Below are 22,495 nucleotides of genomic sequence, written 5' to 3'. Positions count from 1 at the left end.
AGTGTCCGCCAACTCGATCGGCCTGCGGTCCGAACGCGGTCCCGTGCTCGCCGCCGTCATGCTCTCCACCGCGCTCGTCGCGATCGACGCGACGATCATCGCGACCGCGGTCCCCTCGATCGTCAAGGACATCGGCGGGTTCACCGAGTTTCCCTGGCTGTTCTCGATCTACCTGCTCGCCCAGGCCGTGTCGGTGCCGATCTACGGCAAGCTCAACGACCTGTTCGGCCGCAAGCCGGTGGTCCTCTGGGGGATCGGGCTCTTCCTGGTCGGTTCGATCATGTGCGGGGTGGCCTGGGCGATCTGGCCGCTGATCGCCTTCCGGCTGGTGCAGGGACTGGGCGCGGGCGCGATCATGCCGACCACCATCACGATCGTCGGCGACCTCTACTCGGTACGGGAACGAGCCCGGGTCCAGGGCTACGTCGCCAGCGTCTGGGGCATCGCGTCGGTGGTCGGCCCGACCCTCGGCGGCGTGTTCAGCGAGTACCTCTCGTGGCGGTGGATCTTCTTCGTCAACATCCCGCTGTGCCTGCTCGCGGCCGCGATGTTCGTCCGCCGCTTCCACGAGCGGGTCGAGCGCGGCCACCCGGTGATCGACTACACCGGCGCGACGCTGCTCGCGGCCGGGCTGGCGCTGGTCGTTCTCGGCGCGCTCGAGGGCGGCCAGGCGTGGGCGTGGGACTCCCCGGCCGGCATCGCCGTCCTCACGCTCGGCGCGGCGTTGCTGGTCGCGTTCGCCGTCGTGGAGCGGCGGGCCGCCTCGCCGGTGCTGCCGCTGTGGGTCTTCCGGCGTCGGCTGCTGGTCACCAGCGGGCTGATCTCGGTGGGCGTCGGCGCGATCCTGTTCGGGCTGACCTCGTACGTGCCGACCTATGCGCAGGACGTGCTGGGTACCGGACCGCTGGTCGCCGGCTTCGCGCTGGCGACTCTCACGCTCGGATGGCCGATCGCCGGCAGTCAGGCCGGGCGGGTCTACCTGCGGCTGGGCTTCCGCTGGTGCGCGCTGATCGGCACGATGCTGGTGCTCGCCGGCTGCGCCCTGCTCCTGCTGCTCGGCCGCACCTCGGGGGTGCCGATGGTGGCCACCGACTGCCTGGTGATCGGCCTGGGCATGGGCCTGACCGCGTCGCCCACGCTGATCGCGGCGCAGTCCAGCGTGGGCTGGGCCGATCGGGGCGTGGTCACCGCCGGGAACCTCTTCCTGCGCTCGCTGGGCAGCGCGGTCGGGGTGGCGGTCTTCGGCGCGATCGCGAACGCCACGGTCGGTGGCGGCCCGGTCGACCCGGCCGCCCTGACCGTCGCGGTGCACCGCATCTTCGTCGGGATCGCGCTGATCGCGATTGCGCTCATCGCGCTGGCGCTGCTGATTCCGCGCTCGGCCGACGTCGCCATCACCGAAGGGGCGCCGGCCGCGACGGATAAGCAAGCTCGAATATGACCAAATGGGAGCGAGCAGCACCAGAACAATGCGTTGATCAGAGGTTTTCAAGAGTCCGACATAATAGTTGATCAAAATGTTGCTTTGATACAAGTATACCAATTTTGCAAACGCCCAGGTCCTTCTGCGCGATAGCTTGACAGCGTTCTGTCGGCCCCCAAATCAGTGAGATCGAATTCCACTGTTCAGGAGGAAAATCGCATGAGCCTGGCTCTTTCCCGTACCACTGTTCTGCGTGCCGCGTGTGCAACCGCGCTGGCGACCGGCGTGCTCGCCGCCGGGTTGCCGGGTATCGCGGCCGCCGCCCCGGCTGCCGTCGGCAACTTCCGGGTTTCCGTCGTCGTCAAGAACCACACCGATATGGTTCTGACGCTGTCGGACTTCGAAGTCACCGAGGGCCAATGGACCGACGATCCGCCGGACACGATCGCGGACGGCGGCACCGGTCGAATGGAGACGAGGTCGCTCGCCGTGGGCGGCACCAGTGGTTCCGCCACGTTCTCGTCGGATGACGGCGACATCGTCATTTCCTGGATCGATCCGCCCGGGGCGGCCAACGTGTTCACCTGCACGGCGCCATCGGAGTTGAGCTGTGCGGCGAAAGGCCCGGCTTGGGTCTCGAAGCCGAAGGTGACCGTCGATATCGACGAGCGCGCCTGACAGCGGGCGGGGGCGGCGCGACCGAGACGGTCGCGCCGCCCACCAGCGGCGGGTCAGGCAGCCACGTGCACGGCGTCGGCGGACGTGGAGGCGACCTGCTCCCGACTGGCCCTGATCAGGATCGCGGCGATCACCGCCGCCGCCCCGATCACCGCCGCGCTCACCCAGAACGCCACCGTGTATCCGTGCACCACGGCGGCCCCTTGCAGCGCCGGGATCTGCGCCGGCGACGTGGCGTGATCGGCGAGGTAGGCCGCCACCGCCGAGGTGAAGATGGTGTTGAGCAGCGCCGTCCCGAGCGACCCGCCGATCTGCTGGGTCGTGTTGATCAGCGCGCTGGCCACACCCGCGTCGTGGTCGGCCACCCCGACCAGCGCCGTGTTGGACATCGGCCCGAAGACCACGCCCATCCCGAAGCTGATGATGAGCTCGGCCGGGAAGACATGGCTCCAGTAGCCGGTGTCCAGGCCGATCCGGGTCAGCAGGACCATGCCGACGGCGGCGAGCAGCAGGCCCGCGGACATCAGCAGGCGCGGGCCGACCCGGGTGAGCATCTGGGCCGAGAAGCCGGCGCCGAGGATGATGCCGACGGTGAACGGCAGGAACGCGACGCCGGTCTCCAGCGCCGAGTAGCCGAGGGTCAGCTGCAGGTAGTAGGTGAGGAACAGGAACACGCCGAAGATGCCGGCGCCGACCAGCAGCGCGGAGAGGTACGAGCCGCCGCGGTTGCGGTCGAGGACGACGCGCATCGGCAGCAGCGGGTGCGACGAGCGCAGCTCGATCACGACGAAGGCGACCAGCAGCACCCCCGCGGCGACCAGGAAGCCGATCGTGGTGGCCGAGCCCCAGCCGTCGCTCGCCGCCTTGGTGAAGCCGTAGACCAGGGCGACCAGGCCGCCGGTCGAGGTGAGCGCGCCGGGCAGGTCGTACCGGGTGTTGCCCGAGGCACGGCTCTCGCCGACGAACCGGACGGCGGCCAGCGCCGCGGCGATCGCGATCGGGGTGCTGACCAGCAGCGTCCAGCGCCACGACGCGTACTCGGTGAGAATGCCACCCAGCAGCAGGCCGATCGCGCCGCCGCCGCCGGCGATGGCGCCGTAGACGCCGAACGCCCGCGACCGCTCCTTCGCCTCGGTGAAGGTGACTGTGAGCAGCGACAACGCGGCCGGGGCCATCAGCGCGCCGAACGCGCCCTGCAACGCACGGGCGGCGAACAGGGTGACGGCGTTCCCGGCGAGGCCGCCGAGCGCGGAGGCCGCGGCGAAGCCGAGCAGGCCGATGATGAAGGCCCGCTTGCGGCCGGTGTAGTCGGCGATCCGCCCGCCGAGCAGGAGCAGACCCCCGAAGGCCAGGGTGTACGCGGTGACCATCCACTGCCGGTTCGCGTCGCTGATGTGCAGCGCCGTCTGGGCCGTGGGCAGCGCGATGTTGACGATCGTGGCGTCGAGCACGATGAGCAGCTGGGAGACGCCGATGACCGCGAGCGCCAGCCACCGCGAACCCGATTTTTCCGGTATATCGGGCGTGACGTGGGCGTCACGCGACGACGAGGTGGAAATAGACACAGAAATCTCCCTAAAAGGGCATGAGGGGATCGCCGACTGATGGCCGGCACATGAGCGAGAACGGATCAGCGGGTCAGCAGCGGAAGAATGATGTCGTCGACAACATGGGCGATGAACGGCTCGTCGAGCGCCTCGCCGTGGGCAAAACAGTGCATGAACAGCAGGGCGGGCACGATCTCGTCGATCAGCCGGGCGTCATAGCCCGGCCTCAGCTCGCCGCGCTCGGCGGCCCGCGCGCAGATGGCTTCCGCGAACGGCACCTTGGAATCCCGCATGGCGCGCAGCTCGGCGGCCAGCTCGGGATCGGTGTGCATGGCCATGAACAAGCCGGCCAGGATCGGGCCCTCGCGACCGGTGATCGTCTCGCCGATCTGCCCGAACCACTGCATCAGGTCACTGCGCAGGCTGCCGGTGTCGCCCGGCGGCGGCTCGATCTCCTTGCAGCAGTTGACCGCGTCGACGACCAGGCCGGCCTTGGTGGGCCAGTGCCGGTACAGGGTCGCCTTGCTGGCCTGGGCCCGCGCGGCGACGGCGTCGACGCGAAGCCCCTGGTAGCCCGTCTCGCCGAGCAGCTCGTAGGTGGCGCGCAGGATCGCCTGCTCACGCTCCTCGTCGAGCTTGCGGGCCCGGCCGGCCGCGCCGACGGTCGTCTGCTCAGGCATGCCACACCCCCGCGCCGATTGTCTTGCGAAACGAAACTGTTTCGTACACTAGCGCTCCTGCCCTCCGATGGCGATCTCCCGGGAAGATTGTGACCCAGCCAACGGCGACGCCGCCGCGACGGCCGCGTCCCAGGCCGCCGCGATCGACGCACGTTGCTCGGCGGCGAACGACTCGATCGGCTCGCCGCTCAGGACCCGTCTCGCCGCCGCGACGTAGCAGACCCGCGCCGCGGCCACCACCAGCGCCGCCGTCATCTCCGGGCGCGCTTGGCCGGCCTCCGCGAACAGCCCCGCCACCAGCGCCTCGACCTCCTCCAGCGCCTCACGTACCCGGGCGCGCAGGGCCGGCGACGCGAGCACGACCCGGTAGAAATGCACGATGTTGTCGCTGGGCAGGCCGGACAGCGCGTGCCGCTGGTCGAGCAGCCCGAGCCACATGTCGCGCAACGCATCGGGCGCACTCTGCCTCGACGATCGCCCGCGAACGGCCGAAGTGATCATCTCGGCGAATTCCGGCACCCGGTCGAAGAACATGTCCTCCTTGCGCGGGAAGTAGTTGAAAACCGTCATCTTGGACACGCCGGCCGCCTCGGCGATCTCCGCGACGCTCACCGCCTCGAACCCACGCTCGAAGAAGAGCATCGTGGCGATCCCCGAGATCCGCTCCCGGACCTGCTGTTTCTTGCGCTCACGGAGCCCCGGCGTGGTCATGGTGAAATCATATACTTGATAAAAACTTTGACCCGGTAAAAACTGGTGGCATGACTTATGACGTGGTGGTGGCGGGGGCCGGCCCGGTCGGGCTCATGGTGGCGGGCGAGCTGGCCCTGCGGGGCGTGCGGGTGCTGGCGGTCGAGCGGCTCGCCGAGCCCGACCTGACGATCAAGGCGGGCGCGATCAACGTGCCGACCGCCGAGGCCCTCGACCGGCGCGGCCTGCTCCCCCAGCTCCGCGCGGCTCAGGAGGCGGTGCTCGAGCTGATGGGCTTCGCCGGCCGGCAGCTTCCGCGGCCGGCGGGTCACTTCGGGGGCATCTGGCTGAGCTCCGACGACCTCGACCCCTCCTTCGCCGCCGACCGCGGGCCGGCCGCCCAGGTGGCGATGCTCAGCCAGGCCGAGATCGAGCGCATCCTCGCCGAGCACGCGACCGCGCGGGGCGCGGCGATAAGGCGCGGGACCGCGCTGACCGGCTTCACCCAAAACCCCGATCGCGTACGAGTGGAGCTGGGCGACGAGACCATCGAGTGCGGCTGGCTCGTCGGCTGCGACGGCGGCCGCAGCCTGGTCCGCAAGCTGGCCGGCTTCGACTTCCCCGGCACCGACCCGATCATCACGGGCCATCAGGCGATCGTCGAGATGTCCGGCGCCGAGTCGCTGCGCCGCGGCTGGAACGTGACCGGCACCGGCGTCTACGTGCACGGCCCGATCCCCGGCCGGGTGCTCACGGTCGAGTTCGACGGGCCGCCGATCGACCGGGACGCCCCGATCACCGCCGCCGAGTTGCAGGCGAGCATCCGGCACACCAGCGGGGTCGACGTGACGGTGCAGCGGGTGCTGTCCGCGACCCGGTTCACCGACAACGCCCGGCAGGCCACCACCTACCGCGCCGGGCGAGTGCTGCTGGCCGGCGACGCCGCGCACGTGCACTCGCCGTTCGGCGGGCAGGGCCTCAACCTCGGGATCGGCGACGCGATGAACCTCGGATGGAAGCTCGCCGCCGAGATCCAGGGGTGGGCGCCGGCCGGGCTGCTCGACTCGTACACCACGGAACGGCACCCGATCGGCGCGTGGGTGCTGGACTGGACCCGCGCCCAGATCGCGATCATGAAGCCGGAGCCGTACGCCCGCGCCCTGCGCGGCGTGCTCGCCGACCTGGCCGGCACCGAGGACGGCGCCACCTACCTGGCCGCCAGCGTCGCCGGCCTGCGCCAGCGCTACGACCTGGGCGGCGAGGACCCGCGGGTCGGCCGCAGCGCGCCGGAGATCGTGCTGGCCGACGGCAGCCGCCTCGCCGACCACCTGCACGGCGGCGCCGGCGTGCTGATCGGGACCGGGCAGCTCTCGGCCGGGCAGCTTTCGGCCGGGCAGCTCGAGGTGGTGGCCGGCGACGTGCCCGGCATGCTGGTCCGGCCGGACGGGATCGTGGCGTGGGTCGAGGGCGACGGCGACCTCGGTGAAGCGCTGCGGCGGTGGTTCGGGAGCACGGTCGTCGAAACGGTCGCGGTCTGAGCCCCGGCCGGCGTCGTCCCAGCGAGCGGGAAAGTCGACAATCTCCACCGATTTAGTGGACAAGGTGGGGCTTCCTCGGCGAGGATCGCCGCATGGATCTCACCTTGGCGCTCGCCGGTCTGGGGGTCGGCGTCATCGTCGGCCTCACCGGCATGGGCGGCGGCGCCCTGATGACCCCCATCCTGGTGCTGGTGTTCGGCGTCCCGCCGATCGCCGCCGTCTCCAGCGACCTGGCCGCGAGCGCCGTGATGAAGCCGTTCGGCGGTTTCGTGCACGCTCGCCGCGGCACGGTGAACTGGCGGATGGTCGGCTGGCTGTGCGCCGGCAGCGTGCCCAGTGCGTTCCTGGGAGTGCTGCTGTTGCGCCTGATCGGCGACGACGACACCGTGCAGCAGACGATCCGCGCCGCCCTGGGCGTGGCGCTGGTGCTGGCCGCCGGCGGCCTGCTGGTCAAGGCCTGGACCGGCCGCCGCCGTCCGGCCACCGGCGGCCCGGCTCCCGAGATCAAGGTCAAGCCCCTGCCCACCGCGCTGCTGGGCGCGGTCGGGGGCCTGATCGTCGGCCTGACCTCGGTGGGCTCCGGCTCCCTGATCATCGTGGTGCTGCTCGCCATGTACCCGAAGCTGCGCGCCAACGACCTGGTCGGCACCGACCTGATCCAGGCCATCCCGCTGGTCACCGCGGCCGCGCTCGGCCACGCCCTGTTCGGCGACCTGAAGCTGGATCTGGCGGCGGCCGTGCTGATCGGCTCGATCCCCGGCGTCCTGATCGGCTCCCGCATCTCCTCCCGGGCGCCGGCCGGCCTGGTCCGCTCGGCCCTGGTCATCGTCCTGCTGGCCAGCGCCCTGAAGCTGTTCAACGTCCCCACCGCCGCGGTCGGCCTCATCTCCGGCGCGGCCGTCGTGGTCGCCGTGGCCCTCGGCGTGACCGGCAGGCTGCGCCGCACCCGGCCCTCCGTCGAAGCCCCCGCCGAACCCGAACTGACCCACGCCGCCTGACCCGATCCGCATGGTGGCCTTACCGGACGCTTACCCGGTGGCCGGACGGTGTCCCGCGCGGCCTGGAACGCGAGCGGCGGCAGCTGCGGCGCGCCCACCGTCCTGAACGCCACCGACACGTTCGGGCGCTTCGTCGCCTCCCCTCCCCGGCCCTGACGTTCGCAGACTTGACGGCGCGCGAGGTTTGAACCCGTCCCCGGCTGGTATTCACCGCCACGGGCGCCCCCTCGCGGACCGCCGCCGGCGCCATCGGTGATGTGGCGACACGCCGATGAACCCCCGATGCCGGCGTTCCGCCCCGGCCGGTGGACGAGGCTCTCGACCACCGGCCGGGCTCGCCCGCCGGGCGAGCCCGCGCGACCACCACCGTGCGGCTCCGCCCGGCGCCGGGCGACCGCCGACCCAGCGACCCGGGCGACCCAGCGACCCGGGCGAACCAGAGACCCGGCAGCCGGCGAACCAAAGACCCGGCGACCACGGCGACGGGCAACACCCCGACCCGGCGACGCGGAGACCCCGGGACCGGCGTGCAGGCTACTGCGGGCGGACGTTGTGGTTGGCGGCGAACAGATTCTGCGGGTCGTAGCGGCGCTTGACCGCCGCCGGCCGCCGGTAGGTCTCCGGTGGGTACACCGCGGCGACGTCCGCCTCGGTGGCCGAGCTGAGGAAGTTCGCGCAGGCGCCCATGACGTGCGGCGCGAGCCGCGCCCAGAACGCGTCCAGCCCGGGTGCCGCGGCCGCGACGACCGGGTGGGGGCCGATGGTCGTGGCGACCACCAGCAGCTCGGCCCTGCGGTAGGGGTAGGCCGTCGCGTCGTCGGCCACCCGGGCCACGGCGCCGCCGACCGAGCGGATCGCGATGAACGGGGAGCCGCCCGCCGCCGCCTCGGTGAGCGTCCGCAGGACCGGCGGCACCGAGCCGGCGGCCCGACGCCGGCGCCCGGCCGGATGTGACGCCGTGTGACCGGCGCCACGATCGACTCAGGCCGCCGCCGGGCGGATCTGCTGGAAGCAGTAGTACAGCGCGATCAGGAAGTGCGCGACCAGGCACAACGGCGCGCTGAACAGGGCCACCGCCATCGTCGTGAGGTACAGCGCGATGCCGGTCGCGCTGAACCGGACGATCGAGCCGCGCACCGCCGCCGGGTCGACGCCGTCGGCGAGCAGCGCCGGGTGCCGCGCCACCCACGTGTACAGCGCGGCGAACGCCAGTGACATCACCAGCATCACCAGCGAGTACACCAGGGCGGCCGTCCGCGCGTCGCGCCCGCCGGCCCGCAGGTACTCGGACATCAGCGCGGTGGTGAACGGGATCGCCACCACCGCCATCAACAGCAGCAAGTTCAGGAACAACGTCACCCGGTCGACCCGTTTGACCAGCTCGAACACGCCGTGATGGTTTACCCAGATGATCCCGATGATCAGAAAACTGGTGACGTAGGCGGCGTAGGCCGGCCACTCCTGCGCCAGCGCCGACGCCAGCCACCCGTCCGGCGAGGTGTTCGGCGGCACCTTCAGATCCAGCACCAGCAACGTGATCGCGATGGCCAGCACGCCGTCGCTGAAGGCCTCGGTACGTCCGGTCTCACTCACCGAATCATTATGGAGACCGTCTGGCACCCGTACTGCCCCTCATGAACGGGCCCCGCCCGCCGAATCAGGGAGGCGATGGACGGGGACACGTGATGGACGTACGGCACAAGGTGCTGGGTGCGATCCTGGCGGCTGCGGCACTGATGGCGGCTACCGGGGGTGTCGTGCTGTACGCGGACTCGCAGGCCGCGCAGCGGGCGGCGATCACCGCGGCCGAGCAGATGGCGTACGGCGCGGCCAAGGACGTCGCGATCGGCCTGCCGCCGGCGCACGCCCGCGATACCAGCACGCCCCTGTTCTACAACCCGGAAGCTCTCGCCGCCTACATCCAGCGCCTGCACGGTTCGCAGCAGCGGGACATCGTCGTGGTGGACCGGTTCAAGCGGATCCTCGCCGACGTCAACCCGAAGGACACCGGTTCCGTCTACGCCGGGGACACCGGCGACCAGGTCACCAGGACGATCGACGACGGCCGGGCGCGGACCTTCGTCGAACGCACCGCCGACAACAGCCACCCGATGCTGCAGGTGGTCGTGCCGATCACCGGCGCCACCGACGTCGTCAAGGGCGCGGTGATCTTCGAATACACCCAGCTCTACGACCAGATGATGGACGCCAGCCGGACCGCCCGGCAGGCCGTGGTGATCGCGGGCGGAATCTGCATCCTGCTGGTCGTGCTGATCGGCAGCGCGATGGCCCTGTCGATCACCCGGCGGATCACCCGCCTGACCCGGGCGATCCAGGTCATCCGGGACGGCGACTACTCCCGGCGGGTGGCGCTCAAGGGCGGCGACGACATCGCCCGGCTCGGCAACGCCTTCGACGACATGGCCGAGCGCCTGGAGACCTCGGCCCGGGAGATCCTCGCCAAGGAGTACACCGACAGCATCCTGGCCAACGCCGGCGACGGCATCGTCGGCGTGGACCCGGACGGGCGGATCACCCTCGCCAACCCGGCGGCCGGCCGGATCGCCGGGCGCGACGTGGACGGGCTGCTCGGCGAGGACGCCCGCGCCACGCTTCGCATCCTCGGCGACGACGGCTCGGCCGGCGAGGACGACGAGAGCGAGGGCACCCTGCGGCGCCCGGACGGATCGACCGTGCGGGTCGCGTACACGATCTCCCGGGTCGTCAAGGACGGCGTGCGCCTGGGCGCGGTGGTCGTGCTGCGCGACGTCAGTCGCCAGCGCGCGCTGGAGCGCGACCTGCGCCACCAGGCGCTGCACGACGGCCTGACCGGGCTGCCCAACCGCAAGCTGTTCCTCGACCGGCTGGACCACGCGATGCGTCATGCGCGGGTGCCCGAGGACTCGAAGGCGGTGCTCTACCTGGACCTGGACGGCTTCAAGAAGGTCAACGACTCGCTCGGCCACAACGCCGGCGACGAGCTGCTGCGCACCACCGCCGAGCGGCTGGTCGCGGCGCTGCGCCCGCAGGACACGGTGGCCCGGCTCGGCGGCGACGAGTTCGCGGTGCTGCTGGAGGACGCCGACCGCCCGACCGTCGAGGCGCTCGCCCAGTCCTGCCTGGACGCGCTGAACCAGCCGTTCCTGGTGCAGGGCCGCAACGCGGTGGTGTCGGTGAGCATCGGCGTGGTGCCCGGCCTGGCCGGCTACGGCGACGCCGACGAGGTGCTGCGCAACGCGGATGTGGCGATGTACGCGGCCAAGGCCCGCGGCAAGGGCTGCTTCCAGGTCTTCGAGAGTCAGATGCACGAGCAGCTGCTCGACCGGCTGGACATCGAGTCCCGGCTGCGCGACGCCGTGCACCGCGGCGAGCTGCGCCTGCACCTGCAGCCGGTGGTCGACCTGACCAGCCGGCAGGTCGCCGGGGTCGAGGCGCTGGTGCGCTGGCAGGACCCGGAGCGCGGGCTGCAGCAGCCGGGCGCGTTCATCCCGCTGGCCGAGGAGACCGGGCTGATCACCGAGATCGACCGGTGGGTGCTGTTCGAGGCCTGCCTGGTGGTCAAGCAGTGGCAGGACCGCGACCCGGACGGCGCGCCGGCCTGGGTGAGCGTCAACCTGTCGGCGGCCAACCTGGACGAGCCCGACCTGATCGACCGGGTGGCGTACGCGCTGGCCACCACCGGCCTCTCGCCGTACTCCCTGGTGCTGGAGCTGACCGAGACGTTGCTGATGCGCGACCTCGCGGCCACCTGCGCGCAGCTCGAGGAGCTGCGCGATCTGGGCGTGAAGATCGCCATCGACGACTTCGGTACCGGGTACTCGTCGCTGGGCTATCTGCGGGACATCCCGGTGGACGTGCTCAAGGTGGACCGCACGTTCGTCGACGGGATGGAGGCCAACGTGCCGCAGCAGGAGCTGGTCAGCGCCGTGATCCAGCTCGGGCACAACCTCGGCCTGAAGGTGGTGGCCGAGGGCGTGGAGACCGAGCACCAGCTCCGGCTGCTCGACCAGCTGGGGGCCCGGTACGCCCAGGGCTATTACCTGGGACGACCGGGCCCCGCAGATCAACTTTCGACGAACACCGCGACCGAACGGGCGGGCACCGTGAACGTCCCGGAGGTCCGCTCGTAGGACGCCGTCCGCACGACCGGGTCGGCCGAGGCCCGCTGGACGGGATGCAGAGTGATCCGCTTCCCGGCCAGCGCGGCCACGGTCTGGGAGGTCGCCGCCGGGGTGCCGTTGAACACCACGGTCACCGACTTCCAGGTCGGGTCGATTCCCCGTCCGTCCAGAGTCATCGTGATGACCCCCGGGGTCTCGGCCGTGCCGGAGAGCGGGAACGTGAGGCGCTTCTGCACCTCGGCGGCGGTCGGTAGGCCGAAGACCGGCGAGGAGCGGCGGATCCGCAGCAGCTCCTGGTAGGTCTGGTCGGCCTGGTTGATGGAAGCGCAGCCGGGCACCAGCTTCGGGTCCGCGAGCAACGGCCGGGCGTACTGCCATTTGTCTGCATTGTCAGACGCGGGCGGCAGGCCGCGACCGAAGCCGTTGCCGTCGCTGCAATCCCAGATGATCTGGTTGAACCAGTCACCCGAGTTGAACGAGTTGCGATCGAGCGACTTCGACCGCAGCCGCTCACTGCCCGAGGCGACGAATCCGACGCCCTGCCCGAGCGCCGTGGTGGCGAGCGCCACGGTCTGCATGCGGGCGCGGTCGGTCGCGGACGTCGCCTGCGGCAGCTTGTACGCCAGAGCGTCGTACAGGATCTCGTTGTCGTGCGCGTCCACATAGGTGATCGCGTCCGACGGCTTCTCGGTGTACCCCGCCGGCGACCCGTTGTAGTCGATCTGCGAGCCCGTCACGGCATTCCCGGCCGAGTTGACAAATCGGAAATCTCGCAAATTCCCGGAGAGCCCGACCTTGATGAGATCCTGGTCGTGCAGCAGGCGTGCCTTCTGCTCGGCCGGTGTCCCGTTCGCCGCGTCCCCGTTCGGGTCGGTGTAGAGCCCCGAGGCGAACCCCTGCAGCCGCGGATCCGAGTCGAACGGCCCACCACCGCGCACGGCATCCCGCAGCCGGTCGTTGAACGTCCCGATCCCGGTCCCGGCCATGTTCGCCTGAGTCGCCTGGACGAACCGGGCGTTGCCGGCGACCTCGCCGAAGTCCCAGCCCTCGCCGTACAGGTAGATGTTCTTGCCGTCGACGCCGTCGCTGGCGAGCGTGAGCTTGTCCAGGGCGGCCCGCACGGCCAGGATGTTCGCCTTCGGGTGGTGACCCATCAGATCGAACCGGAAACCATCGATCTTGTACGCCTTGGCCCAGGTCACGATGGAGTCCACGACCAGCTTGCCCATCATCGCGTTCTCCGTCGCGGTGTTGGCGCAGCAGGTCGAGTTGGCGACCGTCCCGTCGGCGAGCAGCCGCTGGTAGTAGCCCGGCACGATCTGGTCGAGGACCGAGTTCGGGTCGGTCCCCGCCGCCGACGTGTGGTTGTAGACGACGTCCATCACCACGCGCAGGCCGGCCTTGTTGATGCCCTGAACCATCTGCCGGAACTCCAGCGTCCGGTGGTCGGGGTTCACCGCGTACCCGCCCTCGGGCGTCGTGTAGTGCAGCGGGTCGTACCCCCAGTTGTAGCCGTCCTTGGCGGCCACCGCGGCGACGCACGCCTGCTGCTTGTCCGAGTCGGCCGGCAGCGAGGCCAGGTCGCAGGCCGGTACCTGCTGGTCGGCCCGGTTCTCCGGGATCGTGGCGAAGTCGAAGACCGGCAGCAGGTGCAGGTGGGTGACGCCGGCCTTGGCCAGCGCCGCGAGATGCTTCATGCCGGTGGTCTGCGGATTCGTGAACGCCTCGTAGGTGCCCCGCTCGGCGGCCGGCACGGTGCCGTCGGCCATCGAGAAGTCGCGCACCGACAGCTCCGAGACCTGGATCTTCGCGGGAGCGGTGGCGGCCGGTTTCCGCAGGGCCGACCAGCCTCCCGGCGCGAGCGCCGGATCGGCCAGATCGACGATCCGGCTCAGCTTCGAGTCGGTCGAGAGGCCGATCGAGTACGGGTCGGTGACGCTCGCCGTGACGATCTTCTGGGCCGCCGGCTGCCAGGCCGTGACCCGGTAGGCGTAGTACTTCCCCGTCCAGTTCGCCGGGCCGCGCACCGACCAGACGCCGGTCCGGTCGTCCCGCCGCATCGCCACGGTCTGCGCCGCCGAGGCCGGGGTGTCGTACAGCTGCAGGTCGACGGTGTGCGCGGTCGGCGCCCAGACCGACAGCCTGGTGCCGACCGGCCCGAGCGTCGCGCCGGTCGCCGCCGAGTAGACGTCGTCGAGCACGCCCGCGGTCTGCACCCCGGTCGCGGAGAGCAGCTTCCCGGCCGCGTCCCGCTCGGTGACGACCACCTGCCCGCGCAGGATGTCCGGAACATCGGCGTCGGCGATGGTGAACGCGTCGTATTGCCACAGGTGCGGGAACTTCGCGCGCTGCGCCTCGGTCAGGCCGTCATGCCGGGCCGCGATCGGGATCTCCTGGTAGGAACCGGTGAGCTCCCCGTTCGCGACGCCGATCCCGCCGTCGTTCGCGTAGACGAGCGCGTATTTCTTGCCGTCGGTGGAGTCGCTCGGCTTCCAGGCGATCGTCCCCCGGTCGATCCAGACCGCGGACTCCTTGGTCAGATCGACCACGCCGCTGTTGCCGGCCTTCTTGACCACCGGCAGCAGACGGTCGGTGACCCCGGCGAGCAGCCACACCTCGCGTCCCGCGGTGGCGAAGTCGAGCCGCTGGTCGTTCGGCAGATCCTTGGTGTCGCCGGAGTGGATGATGTAGCTGAGCCCGGTCGCGCCGGCGGCGAGCGGCACCTTGAAGGTGATCCCGTACGAGTCGGTCGCGGCCGGTTGCAGCGGCGAGCCCCAGTCGGTGCCGGTGGCCGCGCCGTCCCAGACGTGCAGGCCCCAGCCGCTGTAGTCGGCGTCGGCCCGGTGGTAGTGGATGATCGCGGTGTTCTGGTCCTGCGGCGGGTAGTCCTGGCTGGGGTAGACGGCCGGGTCGCCCTGCTTGAGCCACACCTCCGGGTTCTTGGACGGGTCGAGCGAGCGGTCGCTCTCCACGTCCTTGACCCCGTCCTTGCTGACCACGATGAAGCCCATGTTCTTGGCGCCGGGCTTCAGCTTCACGTACGCGAACTTCCCGTACGCGTCCTCGCCGACGAACGGCTGACCGTTGGGCCAGGAGGTGGACATCGAGTCGTCGACGTCGCCCCAGACGTACAGGCCGTAGTTGTCGTAGCCGCCGGCCGGCCGCTGGTAGTGCACCACGGCGTAGTCGGGACTGGTCGAGACGACCGGCGTGCCGACGGCGATCGCGCTGGTGGTCGAGCCCAGGCGGCCCTTGCTGTCCCGCACCACCGCCTTGTACCGCACGGTGGTGCCGCCCGCCAGTCCGGCGAGGTCGTGGTAGATCGTGTACGGCGCCTTGGTCGCGGTGCCGACCAGCTTCCAGGGCCCGTCGCCGACCTGCGCGGCCAGCGTGACGGTGGCGAGCGGGTCGCCGGTGACCGCGGCGGTGACCGCGGCCCGGGTGGGCACGAGCGCGCCGGACGCCGGCGAGGTGATGGTGACGGTCGGCGCCGCACCCGGGACCGCCAACGGCGAGCCGGCCTTCAGCACCAGGGTGGACAGCGGCGGGACAGTTACCGTGACTTTTCCGCTTTGCACCGAGATATCGTTGCTTCCACCGTAAATGCCGTGGAAAGCGCCCGTGGACGAGACGTCGAACGTGACCGTCTGCGTGGTCGTGGCGTTGTTGGCCGCGACGACGTATTCGGTGCGGCTCGTCGGATCGATTCGAGAGACGGCGAAGACGCCGGCGCCGGACGACGCGTACCGGGTGATCTGCTCGCCGCCGGCCAGGGCCGGGTTCGCCTTGCGCAGCGCGGCCAGCGACGCGATCGTCCGGTACAGCGGGTGCTGGGTGTCGTAGTTGTCGACCGCGTGCGTGCGGTCGGTGCCGATCAGGTCGTCCTTCAGGTAGTCGGCGGTCTTCGACGCGAACATGTCCTGCCGGGCGTCCTTGTCCCCGCCCGGGCCGGTGAAGCCCTGCTCGTCGCCGGAGTAGACGACCGGCTGCCCGCGGGTCAGGAACATCAGCTCGTTGGCGAGCTCGTCGCGCCGCAGGTAGGTGTCGGCCGCGGCGCCGCTGGACTCGAGGAACGAGCCGATCCGGCCCATGTCGTGGTTGCCGAGGAAGGTGGGCAGGCGGTCGGCGTCGGTGTCGCGGGCGGTGTAGAGCGCGTCCTTGGCGTACACGTCGGCGAGCGCCTGCCCGGAGCCGGCGCCGGTCACGAAGCCCTTGGCCGCGTCCTGGAAGGAGAAGTCCAGCGTGGCCGGCAGGCCGCCCTGGCGCACGTAGGTCGACTCGATCTCCTGGTCGGCGCTGTAGACCTCGCCGAACATGAAGAAGTTGCCCTTGCCGGCCTTCTTGGCGGCGGCGTTGATGCCGGCCGTGAACTGCGGCCAGAAGGCGAGGTCGGCGTGCTTGACGGTGTCCAGGCGGTAGCCGTCGATGCCGGTCTCGGCGATCCAGTCCGAGTAGATCTTGGTCATGCCCTTGACCACCTCGGGACGCTCGGTCCACAGGTCGTCGAGGCCGAAGAAGTCGCCGTACTCCGAGTTCTCCCCGGCGAACGTCGAGTTGCCGCGGTTGTGGTACATCGTCGGGTCGTTCAGCCAGCCGGGCACCTTAACCGTTTTATCCGATTTTTTGGCAAAAACGGGTGTGTACGGGAAGGAGCTCGTCGACACCTTCGGGAAGCCGTTCTTGCCGTCCGCGTAGTTGCGGTCCTCGAAGCGGTTCCCCTTCGCGTCCTGGTAGGGGGCGGTCGCCTTGTCGATGTAGTCGTATTTGTTCTGCTCGTACTGGATCACGTCGGCCGTGTGGTTGACGATGATGTCCAGGTAGATCTTCATGCCGCGCTGGTGTGCGAGCTTCACCAGGCGCTTGAGGTCGGCGTTGGTGCCGAAGTGCGGGTCGACCTGGGTGAAGTCGGTGATCCAGTAACCGTGGTAGCCGGCCGAGATGTCGCTGCCGCTGCCCTGCACGGGCCGGTTCTTGAAGACCGGGGCGAGCCAGATCGCGGTCGTGCCGAGCCCCCGGATGTAGTCCAGCTTGTCGATCACGCCCTGCAGGTCGCCACCGTGGTAGAAGCCCTTGTCGGTCGGGTCGTAGCCGGTGGTCAGCCGGTCACCCGTGAGCCCGCCCCTGTCGTTGGCCTTGTTCCCGTTGGCGAACCGGTCGGGCAGGACGAAGTAGTACTGCTCGGACGTGCCGAGCCGGTCGCTCCCCCACTGGGCGATCGTCCGGTCGCCGGGCGGCTGGATGGCCGCCTGCGCGGGGGTGGCTATCAGGAAGGGTAAGAACAGGCACAGGACGGCCAACAACCTCTTTGCGACCACGGTGTCCCCTTTAAATATCCTCAGCTGCCCAGACCTGGAAGGCCGGGCCGTAGCCATCGATGATGGTGGAACCATCGGGTTCGGTGCACAGCGGCTTCGCCCCGCCGTACACGTTCTCCCAGTTCGTGCTGCCCGGGAGCCCGGTCAGGTGCAGCGGCTCCCCCGCCCGCCGCCGAGCCAGCACCAGCAACGTCTGCCCCGCCGACTCCCGCAGGAAGACCAGGCAGTCCCCCTCCGCGTGCACCCATCGCAGTCCCCCTCTCCGCAGAGCCGCGTTGCCGCGGCGCAGGGCGACCAGCGCCCGGTAGCGGGCAAAGGTCACCGAGTCCGGGGCGCTCCCCCAGGGCATCGGCTGGCGGGCCGACTCGTTGGTCGAGCCGGTCAGCCCGAACTCGTCGCCCGCGAAGATCATCGGCGTGCCGGGCAGGGTCATCAGCAGGCCGGCCGCGACCTCCTGCCGGGCCGCGTCGCCGACCACGGTGCGGATCCGGGCGGTGTCGTGCGAGCCGAGCATCTGCCACGAGGTCGTCCAGGACCGCCAGGACGTCTGCGCCGCGAACGCCGACATCACCGCGACGGTCGCGGCCGCGTCCCGGTGCGGTACCTCGACCGGCACCCCGAGGAAGTCGTCGAACGGCAGGTCGTCGGCGCGCAGCCAGCTCCACAGCGGACGGGTGAAGCCGGCGTAGTTCATCGTCCCGTGCCAGCCGTCCCGGTCCAGGTCGGGCGTCGCGTCGTGGGAATGCTCGGCGATCAGCAGGCCGTCCGGGCGGGCGTCGTGCACGGCCTTGCGCAGCAGCGTGGCCACCTCGTGGGTCCAGTCGTCGGCGCCCCGCCGGCCGGTCATGTTGGCCACGTCGATCCGCCAGCCGTCCAGCCCGTACGGGTCGGCCAGCCAGCGCTGGGTCACCTCGCGGAACCGCCGGCGCAGCTCCGCCGAGCCCCAGTTGAGCTTGGGCAGGGAGGGCTGACCGAGCCAGCACTCGTACCCGCCGCTCTCCTTGAAGTAGTAGAAGCCCCGTTCCCGGGTGAACCACTCGTGCCCGGTGCCGGTGTGGTTGGTGGTCAGATCGCCCAGGATCCGCCAGCCCCGCTCGTGCACCGCCCGGGTCAGCCGGACCAGCGCCTCGTCGCCGCCGAGCAGCGGGTCGACCCGGTCGAACGAGGCCGCGTCGTAGCGGTGGTTGGACCGGCCCGGGAAGAACGGGGTGAGGTACAGCGTGTTCGCGCCGAGCGCGGCGATGTGGTCGAGCCGCTGGGCGATCCCGTCCAGGTCACCGCCGTAGAGCACTCGGGTGGCGTTCGGCCCGCGCGCGGCCGGCGTCCCCCACGAGGCGCCGGTCGCCCAGTCCGGCAGATCCTTCTCACCAGACTTGGCGTACCGGTCCGGGAAGATCTGGTAGACCACCGCGTCGCGCGCCCAGTCCGGCGGGCCGGGGTGCGCGACCAGCTTGAAGTCGGTGGCGTCCGGCACGTCGTAATGGGTCAGGCCGGCCCCGGTCAGCCAGCGCACCCCCTGCGACGTACGCACCAGGAACCGGTACGGCGTCACCGGGTTGCGCACCGGGATCTCCGCCCGCCACCAGACGTCGCCGTGCCGGTCGGTGCGGTCCACGACGGCCGAGGTGAACACCGGCTCGCCGTCGGAGATCCGGCGCAGGTGGATCCGGCTCGCCCGGACACCGGCCGGCACCCGGACGAAGACGCTCACCGTCTCGCCGAGGGCCGGGCTCTGCGACGAGACGTACAGCTCGGAGCCGTCGTGGTGGACTCTCATCCCTTGACCGCTCCCGAGGTCAGCCCCTCGACGATGTACCGCTGCAGCGACTGGAACACCAGCACGGTCGGGATCGCGGTGAGCAGCGTGCCGGCGCAGAACATGCCGAAGTTGGTGTTGCGTTGCTCGGCGGCGACCAGACCCCAGAGGCCGACCGAGAGGGTCTTGCTGGTGGAGTCGGTGAGGAAGATGTTCGCGAAGATGAACTCGTTGATCGTGCTGATGAACGCGAGCAGCCCGGTCACCGCGAGCACCGGCGCGACCAGCGGCAGCAGGATCCGGAAGAAGACCTGCGCGTGCCCGGCGCCGTCCACGGTGGCCGACTCGTCGAGCTCACGCGGCACGGTGTCGAAGAAGCCCTTCATCAGCCAGGTGCCCACGCCGAGCGCCCCGCCGAGGTAGAGCAGCACGAGGCCCCACCAGGTGTTGAAGCCGATCGCCGGCCAGTAGTCGGTGATCGTCGCGAACATCAGGAAGATCGCCACGACCGCCAGGAACTGCGGGAACATCTGGATCAGCAGCAGCGACAGCAGGCCGGTGCGCCGGCCGCGGAAACGCCGGCGGCTGAAGACGTACGCGGCGAGCGCCGACACGAACACGGCGACCCCCGACGCCGAGCCCGCGATGATCACCGAGTTCAGGAACCAGTGCGCGAAGTTGGTGTCCTGCAGCAGCTTGGTGAAGTTGTCCAGGGAGATGCCGGTCGGCACCAGCTGGCTCGAGGACAGCGTGCCGAGCGGGTTGAGGGCCGACGAGATCACGAACAGGATCGGCCCGAGTGAGAACGCCACCGCGACCAGGCCCACGGCGTGCCGCCAGCCGACCTTCTTCAGCCACTTCACGCGTAGACCTCCTCTTGCGCTCTTGTCCGGCGGAAAGCGATCGCCGAGATGGTTCCCACGATCAGGAAGATGAAGATCGAGATCGCGGCCGCGTAGCCGTACTGCGCGCCCGAGCCGCCGAACGCCAGCCGGTAGGTGTAGGTGATCAGCAGGTCGGTCGCGCCGTTCGCCGGGTTGTCCGGCTGGAACGGGCCGCCCTCGGTGGTCAGGTAGATCGCGTTGAAGTTGTTGAAGTTGAACGCGAACGACGAGATCAGCAGCGGGGTCAGCGCCACCATCAGCAGCGGCAGCACGATCCGCCGGAAGCTCTGCCAGGCGCCCGCACCGTCGATCCGCGACGCCTCGGACAGCTCGCTCGGGATCGCCTGCAGCGCGCCGGTGGTCACCAGGAACATGTACGGATAGCCCAGCCACAACTGCACGAGCAGCACCGCGATCCGGGCCGTCATCGGCTGGCCGAGCCAGTCCACGCTGATCCCGAAGAAGTTGTTGATCAGGCCGAAGTCCTTGTTGAACATGTCCCGCCAGACCAGCAACATGGCAAAGGCCGGCATCGCGTACGGCAGGACCAGCAGCACCCGGTACAGGTTGCGACCGCGCACCTTCTGCGAGTGCAGCGCCACCGCGACGAACATGCCGAGCAGGAACGTGCCGCCGGTCGAGCCGATCGCGAAGACGAAGTTCCAGATCAGCGTACGCAGGAAGGGTCCCGAGATGTCCTCGTCGGTGACCACCCGGGTAAAGTTGCTGAAGCCGACGTTGACCTTCCAGCCCTGGGCCAGCCGGTCGCCGTCGCCCGCCACGAACGAGCCGGTCTTGCCGTCCGCGACCCAGGCCTTGCCGGTCTTGGCGTCCCGAATGCAGTCGCAGCCCGCGACGTAGACCCGGCCGGCCTTGCCCTCGTACGCCCGGGACAGCCCGATCGAGCGGATCGCGCCGCCCTCGACCGGCACCGCGAGCGCGGTGATCTCCTTGCTGCGCAGCGAGGCCTGGCCGGCGGTGAGCACGGTGTAGCCGTCGGCGGCGGTGACCTTGCCGGTGCTGGTGACGGTCACGTCGGCCGCGTCGAGCCTCTTCAGGCCGTGCGCGTCGCCGGCCGAGACCGCCTTGGTGGCCGGATCGGTGACCAGGAAGACCAGGGGGCCGGTCGCGGGGTCGCCGGTGGTGGCGACGCTCAACGCGTACTCGATGGAACCCGGCACCTGGGTGACGGACGCGGTCTGAATGGCGACGATGGCCTCCTGCTTGGAGCCCCGGTGGCCGTCGCCGTAGTTGGTGAACGCCGTGCTCGCGGTGTAGAGCACCGGGAACACCTGGAACGCGATCAGCAGCAGGGTGCCCGGCGCGAGGTACTTGGCCGGGATGTGCCGCGGGGACAGGTACAGGTAGAGCAGGGCGCCCGTGGTCGCCACCAGGATCGCGAGCCCGATCCACGCCTGGTTCTCGACCAGCGGGAAGGCGGCCCAGATCGCGATCGCCACGACCAGCCCGAGGAGGGTGATCTTGACGAGTTGGGCGGCCGTGCTCGTGTCCCGCGACCGCGGCGCGCTGCTCTTGTCGGGGGCGGGGTGGGCCCGCGTGACCGCGGGCCCACCAAGCTGCGTCGTCATTACTTGTTGATGGACGCGGAGATCGTCTTGCCGGCCGCCTCGATGGTCTTGGCCGGGTCGGCGCCGCCGACCACCGCGGCCTCGGCCTTGCCGAACGGGTCCCAGATCGCCGCCATCTCCGGGATGGAGGGCAGCGGGATGCCGTCCTTGGCGGCCGCCTGCCACTTGGCCAGGTCCGGGTCGGAGCCCTTGACCTGGTCGAACGCGGCGGTCAGCGCCGGCGGCCGGGGCTCGGCCTGGTACAGGGCCACCGCGAGGTCCGGGGTGGTCACGTAGTTGGTGACGAACTCCTGGGCCAGGGCCTTGTTCTTGCCCTTCGCGGCCACGTAGAACGTCTGCACGCCGAGGAACGGCTGGGCCGGCTTGCCGCCCGCGAACGGCGGGACCGGCGTGATGTCGTACTTGATGCCGGCCTTCTTCACGTCGGTGATCGCCCACGGGCCGGAGACCAGGAACGCGCACTTCTTGCCGGTGAAGGTCGAGATCGAGTTGTCCGAGGTGATCGACCGCTTGAGCGCGCCCGAGCCCTTCTCACCGAGCGCCGCGATCTTCTTGAACGCCGCGACCGAGGCCGGCGTGCCGACGCCGAGGTCCTTCGGGTTGTAGTCGCCGTTCGCGGTGGTGCCGAACAGGTAGCCGCCGGCCGACGAGTACAGCGGGTACAGGTGGTAGGCGTCGCCGGTCTGGCCGACCTGGAGGCAGAGGATCTCCGACGCCTTCTTCTCGGTCTTCAGCTTCTGCCCGGCCGTGACCAGGTCCTCGATGGTGGCCGGGGCCTGCGGCGCGAGGTCGGTGTTGCGGATCAGGGCGAGGTTCTCGGTCGCGTACGGGACGCCGTAGGTCTGCCCGTTGAAGGTGACGGCCTTCAGGGCGTTCGCCGCGATGCCGGACTTCTGCGCGTCGGAGAGCTGCACCGGGTCGATCGCGCCGTTCTGCACGAGGTTGCCGATCCAGTCGTGCGCGCCGACCATCACGTCCGGGCCGCTGCCCTGCTGGGACGCGGTGACGAAGGTGGTCTGCTGGTCCTTGGAGATCGCCTGGATCTTCACGGTCACGCCGTTCTCGGCGCCGAACTTGTCGGCGAACGGCTTGAGCGCGGCGGAACGCTTGTCGTCGGCCCAGATCACGAGCTCGCCGGTGGGGGCCTTGGCGCTCGGATTGTCACTGGCGGTCGATTTGTCGGTCTTGTCGCCGCAGCCGGCGGCAAGCAACGCGAGGGTCAGGGCGCCGGCTACACCCGCGGCACGGATGCGCATATACGTCTCCCGTCGGTTTT

Annotated in this window: 15 protein-coding genes; 5 read left to right on the top strand and 10 right to left on the bottom strand. The window is 70.3% G+C overall.

Going from position 1 to position 22,495, the window contains the following annotated elements:
- The first annotated feature begins 1 nt into the window (after position 1).
- Positions 2 to 1,441 carry an MFS transporter gene (locus ODJ79_RS35400; protein WP_263028013.1) on the top strand — a complete coding sequence of 480 codons (1,440 nt, stop codon included), beginning with the start codon at positions 2 to 4 and terminating at the stop codon, positions 1,439 to 1,441.
- A gap of 201 nt (positions 1,442 to 1,642) precedes the next feature.
- Positions 1,643 to 2,101, top strand: a complete 459-nt coding sequence (locus ODJ79_RS35395; protein ID WP_263028012.1) for a hypothetical protein — start codon at positions 1,643 to 1,645, stop codon at positions 2,099 to 2,101.
- Between the two features lie 53 nt (positions 2,102 to 2,154).
- Here ODJ79_RS35395 and ODJ79_RS35390 read toward each other — a convergent pair whose 3' ends face one another.
- The 3 genes from ODJ79_RS35390 to ODJ79_RS35380 all read right to left on the bottom strand — a co-directional run bounded on the left by ODJ79_RS35390 (position 2,155) and on the right by ODJ79_RS35380 (position 5,039).
- Entirely contained in the window at positions 2,155 to 3,666 is a 1,512-nt protein-coding gene (locus tag ODJ79_RS35390) for an MFS transporter (protein WP_263028011.1), read from the bottom strand.
- 65 nt (positions 3,667 to 3,731) lie between these two features.
- Positions 3,732 to 4,328, bottom strand: a complete 597-nt coding sequence (locus ODJ79_RS35385; protein ID WP_263028010.1) for a TetR/AcrR family transcriptional regulator — start codon at positions 4,326 to 4,328, stop codon at positions 3,732 to 3,734.
- A gap of 48 nt (positions 4,329 to 4,376) precedes the next feature.
- Complete coding sequence (locus tag ODJ79_RS35380; RefSeq protein WP_263028009.1) at positions 4,377 to 5,039, bottom strand: TetR/AcrR family transcriptional regulator; 663 nt, start codon at positions 5,037 to 5,039, stop codon at positions 4,377 to 4,379.
- Positions 5,040 to 5,089: 50 nt separating this feature from the next.
- Here ODJ79_RS35380 and ODJ79_RS35375 point away from each other — a divergent pair, with 50 nt between their 5' ends.
- Together ODJ79_RS35375 and ODJ79_RS35370 are read left to right on the top strand one after the other, a co-directional pair.
- Positions 5,090 to 6,556: an FAD-dependent monooxygenase gene (locus ODJ79_RS35375; protein ID WP_263028008.1), complete on the top strand. Its 1,467-nt coding sequence runs from the start codon at positions 5,090 to 5,092 to the stop codon at positions 6,554 to 6,556.
- 92 nt (positions 6,557 to 6,648) lie between these two features.
- The gene (locus tag ODJ79_RS35370) at positions 6,649 to 7,554 is read left to right on the top strand and encodes a sulfite exporter TauE/SafE family protein (RefSeq protein ID WP_263028007.1); all 906 of its coding nucleotides are present in this window, start codon (positions 6,649 to 6,651) and stop codon (positions 7,552 to 7,554) included.
- 534 nt (positions 7,555 to 8,088) lie between these two features.
- Here ODJ79_RS35370 and ODJ79_RS35365 read toward each other — a convergent pair.
- Both ODJ79_RS35365 and ODJ79_RS35360 read right to left on the bottom strand, forming a co-directional pair.
- On the bottom strand, positions 8,089 to 8,469 hold the full coding sequence (locus ODJ79_RS35365) for a BBE domain-containing protein (RefSeq protein WP_263028006.1): 381 nt from the start codon (positions 8,467 to 8,469) through the stop codon (positions 8,089 to 8,091).
- 66 nt (positions 8,470 to 8,535) lie between these two features.
- Positions 8,536 to 9,147 (bottom strand): TMEM175 family protein, encoded by a 612-nt coding sequence (locus ODJ79_RS35360; RefSeq protein WP_263028005.1) that lies wholly within the window; start codon positions 9,145 to 9,147, stop codon positions 8,536 to 8,538.
- A 92-nt stretch (positions 9,148 to 9,239) separates the two neighbouring features.
- On the opposite strand from ODJ79_RS35360, the gene ODJ79_RS35355 reads away from it, so the two are divergent.
- Positions 9,240 to 11,684: an EAL domain-containing protein gene (locus ODJ79_RS35355; protein ID WP_263028004.1), complete on the top strand. Its 2,445-nt coding sequence runs from the start codon at positions 9,240 to 9,242 to the stop codon at positions 11,682 to 11,684.
- Here the strand turns inward: ODJ79_RS35355 and pulA are convergent.
- Genes pulA through ODJ79_RS35330 form a run of 5 tightly spaced genes read right to left on the bottom strand, consistent with a single transcriptional unit; the run spans position 11,618 to position 22,475 of the window.
- Positions 11,618 to 17,047, bottom strand: a complete 5,430-nt coding sequence (pulA, locus tag ODJ79_RS35350; protein ID WP_411267403.1) for a pullulanase-type alpha-1,6-glucosidase — start codon at positions 17,045 to 17,047, stop codon at positions 11,618 to 11,620. The genes ODJ79_RS35355 and pulA overlap by 67 nt on opposite strands.
- Positions 17,001 to 18,767: a glycoside hydrolase family 13 protein gene (locus ODJ79_RS35345; RefSeq protein WP_263028002.1), complete on the bottom strand. Its 1,767-nt coding sequence runs from the start codon at positions 18,765 to 18,767 to the stop codon at positions 17,001 to 17,003. Before ODJ79_RS35345 ends, pulA begins: the two co-directional genes overlap by 47 nt.
- The gene (locus ODJ79_RS35340) at positions 18,764 to 19,609 is read right to left on the bottom strand and encodes a sugar ABC transporter permease (protein ID WP_263028001.1); all 846 of its coding nucleotides are present in this window, start codon (positions 19,607 to 19,609) and stop codon (positions 18,764 to 18,766) included. The genes ODJ79_RS35345 and ODJ79_RS35340 overlap by 4 nt, the downstream gene beginning before the upstream one ends.
- A complete protein-coding gene (locus ODJ79_RS35335) occupies positions 19,606 to 21,219 on the bottom strand; it encodes an ABC transporter permease subunit (RefSeq protein ID WP_263028000.1) in 1,614 nt (537 codons plus the stop codon). The genes ODJ79_RS35340 and ODJ79_RS35335 overlap by 4 nt, the downstream gene beginning before the upstream one ends.
- The gene (locus tag ODJ79_RS35330) at positions 21,219 to 22,475 is read right to left on the bottom strand and encodes a maltose ABC transporter substrate-binding protein (RefSeq protein WP_263027999.1); all 1,257 of its coding nucleotides are present in this window, start codon (positions 22,473 to 22,475) and stop codon (positions 21,219 to 21,221) included. Before ODJ79_RS35330 ends, ODJ79_RS35335 begins: the two co-directional genes overlap by 1 nt.
- Positions 22,476 to 22,495: the final 20 nt, after the last annotated feature.

Source organism: Actinoplanes sp. KI2 (assembly GCF_025630775.1).
GTDB lineage: Bacteria > Actinomycetota > Actinomycetes > Mycobacteriales > Micromonosporaceae > Actinoplanes.
Note: the sequence above shows the minus strand (reverse complement) of the source record. Positions and strands in the feature narration are given on the sequence as shown.

Coding starts and splice junctions, on each gene's coding strand:
- ODJ79_RS35395 (WP_263028012.1), top strand. CDS start 1,643: ATGAGCCTGGCTCTTTCCCGTACCACTGTTCTGCGTGCCGCGTGTGCA.
- ODJ79_RS35385 (WP_263028010.1), bottom strand. CDS start 4,328: ATGCCTGAGCAGACGACCGTCGGCGCGGCCGGCCGGGCCCGCAAGCTC.
- ODJ79_RS35380 (WP_263028009.1), bottom strand. CDS start 5,039: ATGACCACGCCGGGGCTCCGTGAGCGCAAGAAACAGCAGGTCCGGGAG.
- ODJ79_RS35375 (WP_263028008.1), top strand. CDS start 5,090: ATGACTTATGACGTGGTGGTGGCGGGGGCCGGCCCGGTCGGGCTCATG.
- ODJ79_RS35370 (WP_263028007.1), top strand. CDS start 6,649: ATGGATCTCACCTTGGCGCTCGCCGGTCTGGGGGTCGGCGTCATCGTC.
- ODJ79_RS35355 (WP_263028004.1), top strand. CDS start 9,240: ATGGACGTACGGCACAAGGTGCTGGGTGCGATCCTGGCGGCTGCGGCA.
- pulA (WP_411267403.1), bottom strand. CDS start 17,047: ATGGCTACGGCCCGGCCTTCCAGGTCTGGGCAGCTGAGGATATTTAAA.
- ODJ79_RS35345 (WP_263028002.1), bottom strand. CDS start 18,767: ATGAGAGTCCACCACGACGGCTCCGAGCTGTACGTCTCGTCGCAGAGC.
- ODJ79_RS35335 (WP_263028000.1), bottom strand. CDS start 21,219: ATGACGACGCAGCTTGGTGGGCCCGCGGTCACGCGGGCCCACCCCGCC.
- ODJ79_RS35330 (WP_263027999.1), bottom strand. CDS start 22,475: ATGCGCATCCGTGCCGCGGGTGTAGCCGGCGCCCTGACCCTCGCGTTG.